We start from the raw sequence: 12,054 nt of genomic DNA on the forward strand, positions 1-12,054 counted from the left end.
CCGTCAGTCCTTGCGGTACATGGTGACGACCGCTGCGCCGCCGATGCCGACGTTGTGCTGCAGGGCTACGCGCGCGTTCTCGACCTGGCGCTTCTCTGCCTGGCCGCGCAGCTGCTGGACCAGTTCGGTGCATTGGGCAAGGCCGGTGGCGCCGATCGGGTGCCCCTTGCACAGCAGGCCGCCCGACGGATTGACCACGTACTTGCCGCCGTAGGTGTTGTCGCCGTCGTCGATGAACTTCGCGGCGCCGCCTTCCGGGCACAGGCCGAGCGCTTCGTAGGTCAGCAGTTCGTTCTGCGCGAAGCAGTCATGCAGTTCCACCACGTTGACGTCTTCGGCGCCGATGCCGGCCATCTCGTACACCTTGTTGGCCGCTGCACGCGACATGCCGAAGCCAGCGAGGTGGCGCAGGTCGCCCGAATCAAAGGTCTCGGCACTGTCGGTGGTGAGCGCCTGGCCGGCGATCCACACGCGCGTGTCCAGGCCATGCTTCTTCGCATAGGTTTCGCTGCACAGCACCACGGCAGCGGCGCCGCAGGTCGGCGGGCACGCCATCGAGCGTGTCATGACGCCAGGCCACATCACCTTTTCGGCCATCACTTCTTCGGGAGTGACCACCGTGCGGAACACCGCCATCGGGTTGTTGAACGCATGGCGGCTGGCCTTGGCGCGAATGCTGGCGAAGGCCTCCACCGGCGTGCCAAAGCGCTTCATGTGGTCAAGGCCGGCGGCGCCGAACAGTTGCAGAGCGGGCGCCACGCCGTCGGGCACCACACTCTCGCACGCACGGTTAAACAGCTCCAGCGGGGCGGGACGGTCGGTGTAGATCGTGCCCAGCGCGCCTGGGTTCATCTGCTCGAAGCCGAAGGCCAGCACGATATCGACCATGCCGCTGGCGATGGCCTGGTTCGCCAGGAACAGGGCCGTCGAGCCGCTCGCGCAATTGTTGTGGACATTGATGACGGGAATGCCGGTCATGCCGATGTCGTACAGCACGCGCTGGCCACCGGTGGAGTCGCCGAATATGTAGCTCGCATAGGCCTGCTGCACCGATTCATAGCCCACGCCTGCGTCCGCCAGCGCCAGCCGCACGGCCTGCGCGCCCATCACCGTGTACGGATCGCTCTGGCCAGGCTTCTTGAACGGAATCATGCCCACGCCGGCAACCACGACTTTCTGCGTCATGTCCTTCTCCTTGAATGTCTTGATGTTTGAAACGAATAAAAACAGGCGGAAATCGGCGGATTTCCGTCAGAACAGGCGTTGGGTGCCCGGGAACAGCGGCGCTTCCTTCGAGAAGAAGCGCCGCACCGCCTCGGCGTTGTACTGGCTGGCCGCGCACAAGCCCTGCACGGCGGCTTCGAGCTGGAGCAGCGCGTGCCGGTCGGTCTCGAACGTGCGATTCATGATGCGTTTGGCCATGCCCAGCACGTGGGTCGGGGCGTTTGCGAAACGCTGCGCGAAATCGATGGCCGCATCGCGCAGGCGATCAGCCGGCACCACGGCCTCGGCCAGGCCGATGGCCACCGCTTCCTCGGCCAGGATCTCGCGCGCGGAGAAGACGATCTCCTTCGCACGTGTCAGGCCGACCCGGCGCGGCAGGACATACATCAGCGACAGGTCAGGGACAAACCCCACGCGGGCGAAACTCGACACGAAACGCGCGCGATCGCTGGCGATGATGAAGTCGGCGGCCAGTGCCACCGACAGGCCGGCGCCCGTCGCAACGCCGTCGACCGCGGAGATCACCGGCTTTTCCAGATCCGTCAGCTCGGCAAACCAGCCGTGGTGGTCCAGCAGCAGGTCACGCACATAGAAGCCGCGCTCGGCGTCGCCCCCGCCGTCGCCCAGATCCGCGCCGGCGCAAAAATGCCCACCGGCGCCCGTCAGCACGACCGCGGTCACCGACCGGTCTTCGCGGACATCCCTGACGATGCCGCCCATCGCCACCTTGATGGAATCGTCAAGCGCATTGCGCCTGTGTGGCCGATTCAGCGTGATGACGGCCGTCCCGCCGATCCGCTCCAGTGTCACCGTGTTCTCAGACATGCAGAATCCTCTCTCCAGCGAAGTGTCCTGACTTGCACTTGCCTGGCCATATTAGGAAGGGAGGCGGGACCTTCGCCCCTCCCTTTTTTGCCGTCGGGAGCAAGGCGCACGGGAACGCGCGCGCCATTGGACAGTGTCGGCCGGGACCCTGCATAGGGCCCCCGCCATTCAGAGAGGGGACGTCCCGTAAACGGGCTGGCTATCGTCGCTGGGCAGCTTCATCAACATCAACATGGAGGAGACGCCATGAATTTTGCCGACTACGAGCACATCGCCTTCGCACGCCGCGGGCGCGTGCTGGAAATCACCCTCAACCGCCCCGAGCAGCTCAACGCCTTCAACGGCGGCCTGCACGCCGAAATGGCGCGGGTCTTCGTCGACGCGAACAATGACCCCGAGTCCGAGGTCATCGTGCTGACCGGTGCCGGCCGTGCCTTCTCCGCCGGCGGCGACCTGCAGGCCGTGAAGGCCATCTTTGACGACCCGGACGCCTTCCGTGCGACGGCGCGCGAGGGCAAGCAGATCATCTTCACCCTGCTCGACTGCGAGAAGCCGATCATCGCCAAGATCAACGGCCCGGCGATCGGCCTAGGCTGCAGCATCGCCCTGTTCTGCGACGTGATCTTCGCTGCCGACACCGCGAAGTTCGCCGATCCTCACGTCAACGTCGGCCTGGTGGCCGGCGACGGCGGCGCCATCATCTGGCCGCAGCTGATCGGCTACGCGCGCGCCAAGGAATACCTGCTGACCGGCGATGCGCTGACCGCGACCGAAGCGGCGCGCATCGGCCTGATCAACCACGCCGTACCCGCCGCCGAACTGGACGAGCGCGTCAACCAGCTCGCCGACAGGCTGGCCAACGGCGCCTCGCAGGCGATCCGCTGGACCAAGGTCTCCGCCAATATCGGCCTCAAGCAGCTCGCGCATTCGATTATGGACACCTGCATGGGCTACGAATGGCTCGCAAGCAAGACGGGCGACCACCGCGAAGCGGTCAACGCCCTGCTGGAAAAGCGCACGCCGGCATTTACCGGCAAGTGACCGGAGCCGCGCAATGGGGAACACCATGAACAACGGAGCCGGCCAGAGCCCGCGCATCGACTTCAGCGGCAAGCGGGTGCTTGTGACCGGCGGCGCCAGCGGGATCGGCGCAGCCGTGGCGGAATTCTTTGCGGAACAAGGCGCGGTGGTCTGCGCGTCCGACCTTAATCCGGCCGTCGACATGCCCAGACGCAAGATGCTGCGCGGCGACGTATCGTCCGAGGCGGACGTGCAGCGCATCACGGCCGAGGCGGTTGCGCATATGGGCGGCATCGACGTGCTCGTCAACAACGCGGGCATCCTGGAGGCTGCCAGCCGCACCGACCGACAGCCGGCGGCGACGTGGCAGCGGACCATCGACGTCAACCTCACCGGCACTTGGCTGATGTGCAAGGCGGTCGGCGTGCAGATGCTCGACCAGGGCGGCGGAGCGATCGTCAATATCGCTTCGATCTACGGCCTCGGCGGTGGCCCCGGCATTGCTGCTTATACGGCGTCCAAGGCCGGTGTGGTGATGCTGACGCGCTCGCTGGCCTGCGAGTGGGCGCAGAAAGGTATCCGTGTCAACGGCGTGGCGCCGGCCATCATCCGCACGCCGCCGCTCGATGCCATGACCCGCGCCGGCCGACTCGACACCACCTCGCTGGAGCGCCGCACGCCGATGGGCCGACTGGGATATCCCGTCGAAGTCGCGCAGGCAGTGGCGTTCCTGGCGTCGGACTGGGCGTCTTACGTGACAGGCGTCACGCTGCCCGTTGACGGCGGCTGGACATCGTTCGGCGCGGACGGCAACGCTTCAAGGGGGTAAGGCCTGCAAACGGCTCAGGCGTCAGCACGGCCCTGAGCCGTTCCCGATGGCAGGCTACGTCGTCAGGCCACCGTCGACAAGATAGTGCGCCCCCGTCACGAACGACGCCTTGTCCGAGCAGAGCCACAGCACGAGTTCCGCAACCTCCTCAGGCTCCGCGAGTCGACGCAGCGCGGTAGCCGCTACCAGTACATCCGCGGCGCCAGCCGCGGAGCCGGCCGCAATCTCGTCCGCCATGGCGGTTCGGATGTAGCCTGGACAGACGGCATTGATGCGGATCCCGTACTTGCCATACTCCTTTGCCGCCGAACGAGTCAGGCCGATCACGCCGTGCTTGGAGGCGGAATACGCGGCACTGTAAGGGGCACCCTTCACCCCGGCCACCGATGCGGTATTGACGATCACGCCACCATGCGCCTTCATCGCCCTCAGTTCGTGCACCATGCAGTGAAACACGCCTGTGAGGTTGACGCCGAGGACCGCATGCCAGTTGTCCAGGCCCTGGTCTTCGGTCCGGGCAATGCGGCCTGAGATACTCGCGTTGTTGAACGCCATGTCGAGCCTCCCGAAGCGATGCAGGGCGGCGTGGACCATCGCCGCGCAGTCCGCTTCCCGGCTGACATCCACGTGCTGGAAGATGGCCTGCCCACCCGACTTGCCGATCTCGGCGACAACCTCCTGCCCCGCGGCTTCCGACCAGTCCGCGACAACAACATGCGCACCGGCCGCGGCAAGCCGCCGCGCGGCCGCACGGCCGATCCCGGCCGCGGCTCCGGTCACGATTGCGACCTTGCCCCGAAATTCAGACATATGAGAATCCCGAAATGAAACTGCCCACCCCCGCGACACGTGGCGCGGAAAGCGGGCAGCGCTCCACCACAGCCGTCAAGCCGATTCCGTCCGCAACGCACTGCCCGCGGCACGCCTTGCCGCTGCGCCCTTGATCATCAGCGCCACGGCGGACACCAGCACGAATCCCATCACCACGGTAAAGACCGCGCCGAGGCTGAAGCCATCACGCAGCATCAGAGCGCCGGCCATCGGACCGGCGATGCCGCCGAACCGGCCAACGCCGTGCATCCACGCGATCCCCGTCGAGCGGCCGCTCGCCGGGTAGAACGCCGCCGCGACGGCACCCATCGACATCAGCGCGCCACTCAGGCCGACGCCGCCGATAAAGACGCATGTGGCCACCCAGGTCAGGTCGCCCTTCTGTTGCCCGACGAGCCACATGCCCAGCCCGCCCAGCACGAAGGCACCGGCGACGACCTTGTTCCTGTCGATACGATCCATCAGCCAGCCGAACAGGAAGGTGCCGAAAATGCCGCCAACGGTCATCAGCACGGTGATCAGCGTCGAATGCTGCAACGAGGCGCCCATGTCCTGCACCAGCGTCGGCAGCCAGCCCAGCAGCAGGTAGTACGCAAAGGTGCCGAAGAAATAGGCGGCCCACAGCATGGTCGTACCCATACGCAGTGGCCGGGAAAGCACCACGGCCACGCCTGCCTTGCCGGCTTCCGGCGTTGCCGTCAGCACGAAGCGGACGTCGTCGGCGATCTTCGCCTCAGGCGCAATGCGTCGCAGCACCGCGGCGATCGCCGGGGCCGGATAGGCTTGCTGGACCATGAACTGCAGCGGTTGCGGCATGGTGACCAACATGAACAGCGCCAGGACGACCGGCACCACGCCACCGATCAGGAAGACGGCGGTCCAGCCATACGTCGGCACGACGGCCGCGGCGGCGATTCCGCACGATGACGCCCCGATCAGCGCACCGCAGGCGATCGTGTTGACCAGGAAAGCACTCATGCGCGAGGGCGCATATTCGTAGATCAGTGTGACCGCCCCTGGTACCGCCGCGCCCACGCCGACGCCCGTGAAGAAGCGCCAGGCCCCCAGCGATACGAGCGAGTCGGCCGTCATGGTGCCGAGGCTGCACAGCCCGAACAGCAGCATCGAGCCGACCATGACCGTCTTCGGGCTGGTGCGGTTGAACAATGGCCCGGCGATCAGCGCACCGAGCGCCAGCCCCAGCACCCCCACGCTCAGCACAGGCCCGAATGCCGCGCGGGTGGTACCCCATTCGCGCAGCAGCACCGGCACGACAAAGCCGATGGCCACGCTGTCATAGGCATCGATGGCGATGAGGAGGAAACAGGTGACCAGAATCAGCCACTGGTATCGCGAGAACCTGTGCTCATTGACGAACTGCTGCACGTCGAGCGTGCGTGAAGGACTTGTCATTGTGTCTCCATAGGTTTTTGTCATGCGTTTCGTGCGCCGAAGCTGGCGCCGACCCATGGCACAGCAGTCGCGTGCCCGGGTCTGTGCCCTGGATGCAATGGACGATACGCACTGGTTCCGTGACCCTCACCCCTATTTTTGGGGGGGCATGACGAGGTGGGAGAGCGCAGAGGGTGATGCGTTCCCGAAGCGCCCCCTCACGCTCACGACGCGGGCCTGGGCGCCGGCAGTTTCCAGGTGCCCTGCAGGATCTCGGCCTGCGGCAGGTAGTAGCGGACCATATAGTTCCAGCCGGGCACGGTCGGCAGGCAGTTGACCGTGTCCGCGCCGCACCCGCCAAAGCGGATCGAGACGGAGCCATCGGCGGCCGGCTTCGCCGTCAGGCTGTTGATCGAATAGGCGTTCTGCGGATTGCGCTGGAAATAGCCGGCCGCGTTGTACACGCTGATCGACCAGAACGCGCCGACCGGCACGGCGGGAAGATCGAGACGATAGGCTGTCGTGCCGTCATTGCGCTCCGGGCTGACGATCTGGTAGAAGGCATCCTTTTCCGGAATGCCACCCCAGGCGATGGCACTGCCGACCAGATGGCGGACCGGATCGACCTGATCGTGCTTGCCGAACATCCTGTGGGAATCCGGGATGTTGGTGCCCAGCGCGATCAGCGCGGTGCGAATCGCATCCTGGCTCGTCTTGTCCCAGTTGGGCACCTCGAAGCGCCCGGGTCCGCCGGCCTGGCCGACCCGAATGGCGTCCTGCAACACCCACGCCTGCTTCGCATCGTCGGGCTTGCCGGGATCGATCAACGTCCGTACGCCGAGCATCACGTATCGGGTGCCGATGGCCTGCCTGGTGAAGGTGTAGCTGCCGGCACGATAGTGCACGCCGATGACGTGGCTCTCCTCGTCCAGCACCGCGAGCGACATGTAGCGGGAGCCGGCATCGGGCATGGTCACGGTGACTGGTCCGGCGTCGAGGTCGAACACGGCCGTCGAATACAGCGTGTCGCGATTGGGACGGACCACGGTCTGGCTGTCGACCGGAACCAGATCGCGCCAGTGCGAGAACTTCCCGAACCCGCCGCGTTTGACCGTGAACCCGAAGTAGCGGTCCGATTCGGCACGCGGGAAGTTGTCGACCGTCACGAGAACGGGGGCACCGGCCACAGCCTGAGCATGTGCCGTGGACAGGGTGGCGGCCAGCATGGCAAAGGCCGCGTTGCGCAGGATCTTGACTGTCATGGTTGTCTCCTCATCTGTTTTCAGTCGGTCAATGGGCAATGCAAAGCGGCCCGCAGGGGCCGCATGAATCTGGCGAACTACGACAGCCGGATGATCGGTGGCGGCACGTACTTGCCGGCAGCCTCGGGGTCCTTCGGCCCGTAGAAGCGCAGCATCAACCGGTACGACTGACCGGCCGGCGTCGGCAGCCAGTTGCCGTCGGGCGCGTTCTCGGGCTTCTTCGGCCCGAAGTACAGCGTGAGTGAACCGTCCTTGCCGTATTGCAGCCGCGACTGGTTGTTGAGCAGGAAGCGGTTCATGGGGTTCGGCAGCACGCGGAAGTACCGCGAGTCCACAGCCAGGACGGACCAGAAGTAGCGCGCCTCTGCCGCGGGAAGCTGGTCTTTCGGAAATGTCAGCGAATACGTATGGCTGCTATCGAGCGGCGCGCCTGCGCCGTCAACCGCGCCCCGGTAGTAGTTGGCCTCGTCAAACGTGTTGACCCAGATGCCGCCGTAGTTGAACAGCGTGCGGCTGAGATAGTCGCTACCGTAGGTGCCCGACACGGCGGCACGCGCCCAGCCGTTGCGCACCGTGCCCAGGCCGATGGTCCGGTTGGCGCGCCCCAGGTCGGCGAATGCGCGCTGGCGGATCACGGCGTCGACACGGCTGCGCTCGGCCGGATCGCCGATCGCAGCGGCAATGGCACGCACCTTCGCCTGCAAGGCCTCCATGCCGGGATTCAGATCTGGTTCGCTGTCCATGGCCGCGGTGGCAGCCTCGAATGCCTCCGCGCCAGGAAGCTGCTGCAGGTCGAACACTGGCGTCTGTGGCATCCGGGGCAAGCGGGGGGAGCCGGTCGTGCGCATCGTGAACCGGTGCTGGAGCGCCTGCGCCTGAGTCCAGTCGGCGCCCAGCTCCACGCGCGACAGCATCCGCGTGTAGCGTGCCGGCAAGTCCACGCGCGTTACGTTCGCGGGCAGCGCGACCGTGGCGCCGCGCAGGCACATGGCGAAGTCGCCATCGGGCCGCCGTGGAAAGGTCCGCTCATTGATATTGGCCAGCGTCTCGCCCCAGCCGTTCAGGAACTGCACCGTGTAGTAGCGGCCGGTGATCTTCGGCACGGAGACAATGGTGCAACTGCTTTCGTCCACGGCCACCCACGCCTCCGAATAGGCGACATCGAGGTTCGGATTCGGCCAGTCCACCGCGCCCGGCTTGCGATGCACGAGCTGGTTCCATTGCATGCCCGCGCGAAAATCCAGTTGCTGCTGGCGCAGCACCAGCAGGCGACTGAGGAGGTAGATGTAGGCGTCACTGATGTCCTGGTCGGACGTCGATGCCGGTTGGACTGCGACTGGCGTGCCAGGCGTGTTCGGAAGCTGGTGCTGGCAGGCGCCAATCAGCAGCGACGCCGCAACGGCGCCGAACGTCAGTGGCAAGCGGGGCAAGGGCATGCTTTACTCCTTTCGGTTCTCGCACTTGTATCGTCGCCACCGGCATCGGCGTCAGGGTGTCGATGCGGAGGCAACGCGGCCATTCCCTCGGCAAGTCCCGAGAGTTTTCTATTTAGGCCTCGATCGGCGCACGCCTGCCCCTCTCTCATTGGGAGGGGAACCGGACACCGAGCGGTTACGACTTACGACACGCGGCGCTCGTTGTCCTTCCAGTACTTCTCCCGTACATGCCGGCGCAGCACCTTGCCAACCACGCTGACCGGAAGCGCCTCGACGAAGACGATGGACTTGGGCACCTTGAAGCGGCCCACCCTGCCCTTGACGTGTTCGATCAGTTCTCCGGCCGTCACCTGCGCGTCGGCCTTGAGCACTACCTCCGCGTGCAGCGCCTCGCCCCATTCTGCGTGCGGGACCCCGATCACCGCCGAGTTGGACACCGCCGGATGCGAATTCAGCGCGGCTTCCACTTCAATCGCGTAGACGTTGAAGCCGCCTGTGATGATCATGTCCTTCTTGCGGTCGACCAGGTACAGGAAGCCTTCGTCGTCGATATAGCCGAGGTCGCCCGACTTCCAGAAGTCGTTCGTGAACTCCGCGGCCGTGCCTTCTGGATCGTTGTAGTAGCCCGAGATGGTGCCGCGGCAGCGCAACCAGATTTCGCCAGTCTGGCCCTGCCGCAGTTCGTTGCCCTCGTCGTCGACGATCATGATCTCGACGCCAGGCACGATGCGGCCTGCGGAACCGAGTTGCTTGTCCGTGGCGCTCAGGTGATCCGCCTTGCTCAGGACACCCACGGCGTGTAGGATTTCGGTTGCGCCGTAGATCTGCATGAAGATATTGCCGAAGCGCTCCTGCGCCTGTCGAAGCTTGGCCGGGCTCATCGGCGAGGCGCCGTAGGCCAGTGTGCGCAGCGACGACAGGTCAGCCTGCATGGCCTCGGGCATTTCCAGCATGCGATAGATCATCGTCGGCACGAGCAGCGTGTTGGTGATTTTCTCGGCCTCGACGTTGCGGCAAAGCTGCGCCAGGTCTGGAATGTTCTGCGTCACGGTACAACCGCCGCGGAACAGCGTGGGCAGCAAGGCCAGACCGGAGCCGTGGCTGATCGGCGCCATGTGCAGGAAGCGCGTGTCGGCCTCATAGACCTGCTCGCTTTCCATGTACATGGAGTCGCGCATGGCCAGCCAGTTGTCCATCGTGTACGCGGCGCATTTGCCTTTGCCGGTGGTGCCGCCCGTGAAGCGGTACGACAGGACGTCATTGCGCATATCGCTCTCGACGTCCGGATTTGCTTCGGACACGCCTTCCAGAAGGTCCCAGAAGTACAGCAGCCCGTCGCGCGGGGCCGCCGGCGGGTCCATGCAGACCACCGTCACACCCTGTCCGCGCAGCATGTCGAAGTAGCGGTCGAGCAGTGCGTTCTCGATGAAGACGACTTTGAGACCAATGAACTCGACCTGCCAGCGATGCTCGTCGAGCGCGTCGCGGTAGTTGGTATAGGCGATGGCTGCCTCGCCCTTCAGCGCCGTCCAGGCATGCAGCAGCGCAATATTGTCGTTCTCCAGGATGCACAGGCCCACGTCGCCGCGACGCAGCGCCAGTCGCTCGCGCATCATGTTGGCGATGCGGCTGGTCAGCGCATGCAGTTCGCGAAACGTATAGCGACGCTGGCGTTCGATATTGACCAGCGCCTCGCGGTCGCCGAAACGCACGGCAAGGTTGCCCATCGTGCGCGCGAAATTCATTCTCATCTGTTGCCTCATGCCCGATATACAGGGTCCACGTCTGCCCTTCATGGCGTGCGCCCGCGCGCATGGCAGGCGAATCGACTGTGCTGGTGTGACGACTAACGAAACGGGGGATGCTGTCATGCCGCATCCCCCGCTTCGCTTGCTTCTGCTCTGATGCAGCTTCCAGGCACTATCCGGATGTTGTCGCCGGCGCTCGTGCCCAAGGCATCATATTCTCCGTGCCGTGATTGGCGTGCGCTCAGGCCAGGCCGAAGATTCCAACGTGCTCGGTCGATTCCTCGACACGCCACAGCCCGCCACCGTTGCCCTGCAGCGCAATGCGGGCCCCTTCGACCTGGCGCTTGCCGCAGTTGCCACGCAGTTGCTCGACCAGCTCGAAGATCTGGCCAATGCCGGTCGCGCCGATCGGATGGCCTTTCGACTCCAGGCCGCCCGACGGGTTGACCGGCAGCTTGCCGCCGATGGTCGTTTCGCCGCGCTCGGCCATCTCGCCGCTTGCGCCCGGCTCGCACAGGCCCAGCGATTCCATCGCCAGCAGCTCGCCAATCGCCGTTGCATCATGGATTTCCGCTACGTTGACATCCTTCGGCGAGATACCGGCCTGCTCGAAAGCCGCCTTGCCGGCCAGGTGCGTGCAGCCGCGATCGAATTCGTCGGCAGCGCGCGCCGACGCCGAGCGCACCACGCTTGCCAGCACCTTGACGGCACGCTTGCGGTCGAAGCCGTATTTCTTCAGTGCCGATTCCGTGCAGACGATCGTGGCCGCCGCACCATCGGAGATGGGCGAGCACATCGGCAGCGTGATCGGATAGGTGATCGGCGGCGCGGCCAGCACCTCTTCGATGCTGATCGCGTTGCGATATTGCGAGCGCTCGTTGTGCACCGAATGGCCATGATTCTTTGACGACACGGCCGCCAGCTGACGCTGCGTGATGCCGAAGCGCTCCATCAGGCCACCGCGGCCCAGGGCCGCATACACGTCCATGAACGGGCTGTAGGGCTTCTCGGACTGCGAACCCTGCGGCGGCACGATGCTCTTGCCCATTGCGGCCAGGTAGCTCTTGTTCTCTTCAAAGGTCTCGATGTCCCAGGCCGACTCGAAGGCCGAGAACATCTTGGCCTTGTCGCTGTAGAACATCTTTTCGGCGCCCACCGCGATGGCCACGTCAGCGGCACCGGCGCGCAGTTGCGTAACGGCCAGGTTGAACGCGTGGCTCGACGACGCGCAGGCACCTTCGAGGTTGAAGATCGGAATGCTGTCGAAGCCCAGCGGCAGCAACGCCACCTGGCCACGAATCATGTGCTGGCCATCGAAATGGCCCTGCGTGCAATTGCCATAGAACGCGGCCTGCACCCATTTGCGGTCGCAGGCGGCGTCCTTCAACGCGTCCTCGACGGCCCAGGCCGTGAGTTGCTTGACAGTCTTGTCGGTGTGGCGGCCGAACGGCGTCATGCCGACGCCAACGATGTAGATGTTTTCCATG

10 protein-coding genes are annotated in these 12,054 nt (G+C 65.2%); 2 read left to right on the forward strand and 8 right to left on the reverse strand.

What is annotated here, in order from left to right:
• Positions 1–3 precede the first annotated feature (3 nt).
• Both MFF62_RS07815 and MFF62_RS07820 read right to left on the reverse strand, forming a co-directional pair.
• Positions 4–1,185 (reverse strand): lipid-transfer protein, encoded by a 1,182-nt coding sequence (locus tag MFF62_RS07815; RefSeq protein WP_238261861.1) that lies wholly within the window; start codon positions 1,183–1,185, stop codon positions 4–6.
• A 66-nt stretch (positions 1,186–1,251) separates the two neighbouring features.
• Entirely contained in the window at positions 1,252–2,049 is a 798-nt protein-coding gene (locus tag MFF62_RS07820; RefSeq protein ID WP_238261862.1) for an enoyl-CoA hydratase/isomerase family protein, read from the reverse strand.
• 246 nt (positions 2,050–2,295) lie between these two features.
• Between MFF62_RS07820 and MFF62_RS07825 the strand changes: the two genes are divergently transcribed.
• Both MFF62_RS07825 and MFF62_RS07830 read left to right on the forward strand, forming a co-directional pair.
• Entirely contained in the window at positions 2,296–3,090 is a 795-nt protein-coding gene (locus MFF62_RS07825; RefSeq protein ID WP_238261863.1) for an enoyl-CoA hydratase/isomerase family protein, read from the forward strand.
• A gap of 25 nt (positions 3,091–3,115) precedes the next feature.
• Positions 3,116–3,898 carry an SDR family NAD(P)-dependent oxidoreductase gene (locus tag MFF62_RS07830; RefSeq protein WP_238261864.1) on the forward strand — a complete coding sequence of 261 codons (783 nt, stop codon included), beginning with the start codon at positions 3,116–3,118 and terminating at the stop codon, positions 3,896–3,898.
• Positions 3,899–3,952: 54 nt separating this feature from the next.
• On the opposite strand, the gene MFF62_RS07835 is transcribed toward MFF62_RS07830, so the two are convergent.
• The 6 genes from MFF62_RS07835 to MFF62_RS07860 all read right to left on the reverse strand — a co-directional run bounded on the left by MFF62_RS07835 (position 3,953) and on the right by MFF62_RS07860 (position 12,053).
• The gene (locus tag MFF62_RS07835) at positions 3,953–4,708 is read right to left on the reverse strand and encodes an SDR family NAD(P)-dependent oxidoreductase (RefSeq protein WP_238261865.1); all 756 of its coding nucleotides are present in this window, start codon (positions 4,706–4,708) and stop codon (positions 3,953–3,955) included.
• Between the two features lie 75 nt (positions 4,709–4,783).
• Positions 4,784–6,142, reverse strand: coding sequence for an MFS transporter (locus MFF62_RS07840; RefSeq protein WP_238261866.1), 1,359 nt, complete (start codon positions 6,140–6,142; stop codon positions 4,784–4,786).
• Between the two features lie 203 nt (positions 6,143–6,345).
• Entirely contained in the window at positions 6,346–7,383 is a 1,038-nt protein-coding gene (locus tag MFF62_RS07845; protein ID WP_238261867.1) for a DUF1254 domain-containing protein, read from the reverse strand.
• Between the two features lie 77 nt (positions 7,384–7,460).
• The gene (locus tag MFF62_RS07850) at positions 7,461–8,819 is read right to left on the reverse strand and encodes a DUF1214 domain-containing protein (RefSeq protein ID WP_238261868.1); all 1,359 of its coding nucleotides are present in this window, start codon (positions 8,817–8,819) and stop codon (positions 7,461–7,463) included.
• A gap of 182 nt (positions 8,820–9,001) precedes the next feature.
• Entirely contained in the window at positions 9,002–10,570 is a 1,569-nt protein-coding gene (locus MFF62_RS07855) for an AMP-binding protein (protein ID WP_238261869.1), read from the reverse strand.
• Positions 10,571–10,808: 238 nt separating this feature from the next.
• The gene (locus MFF62_RS07860; protein WP_238261870.1) at positions 10,809–12,053 is read right to left on the reverse strand and encodes a thiolase family protein; all 1,245 of its coding nucleotides are present in this window, start codon (positions 12,051–12,053) and stop codon (positions 10,809–10,811) included.
• Position 12,054 lies beyond the last annotated feature (1 nt).

Source organism: Cupriavidus pauculus (assembly GCF_022179805.1).
GTDB classification, from domain to species: Bacteria; Pseudomonadota; Gammaproteobacteria; order Burkholderiales; family Burkholderiaceae; genus Cupriavidus; species Cupriavidus pauculus_E.

Bases quoted from the DNA above. Each gene is read 5' to 3' on its own strand.
- MFF62_RS07815 (WP_238261861.1), bottom strand. From the start codon at position 1,185: ATGACGCAGAAAGTCGTGGTTGCCGGCGTGGGCATGATTCCGTTCAAG.
- MFF62_RS07845 (WP_238261867.1), bottom strand. From the start codon at position 7,383: ATGACAGTCAAGATCCTGCGCAACGCGGCCTTTGCCATGCTGGCCGCC.
- MFF62_RS07820 (WP_238261862.1), bottom strand. From the start codon at position 2,049: ATGTCTGAGAACACGGTGACACTGGAGCGGATCGGCGGGACGGCCGTC.
- MFF62_RS07825 (WP_238261863.1), top strand. From the start codon at position 2,296: ATGAATTTTGCCGACTACGAGCACATCGCCTTCGCACGCCGCGGGCGC.
- MFF62_RS07850 (WP_238261868.1), bottom strand. From the start codon at position 8,819: ATGCCCTTGCCCCGCTTGCCACTGACGTTCGGCGCCGTTGCGGCGTCG.
- MFF62_RS07860 (WP_238261870.1), bottom strand. From the start codon at position 12,053: ATGGAAAACATCTACATCGTTGGCGTCGGCATGACGCCGTTCGGCCGC.
- MFF62_RS07830 (WP_238261864.1), top strand. From the start codon at position 3,116: ATGAACAACGGAGCCGGCCAGAGCCCGCGCATCGACTTCAGCGGCAAG.
- MFF62_RS07840 (WP_238261866.1), bottom strand. From the start codon at position 6,142: ATGACAAGTCCTTCACGCACGCTCGACGTGCAGCAGTTCGTCAATGAG.
- MFF62_RS07855 (WP_238261869.1), bottom strand. From the start codon at position 10,570: ATGAGAATGAATTTCGCGCGCACGATGGGCAACCTTGCCGTGCGTTTC.
- MFF62_RS07835 (WP_238261865.1), bottom strand. From the start codon at position 4,708: ATGTCTGAATTTCGGGGCAAGGTCGCAATCGTGACCGGAGCCGCGGCC.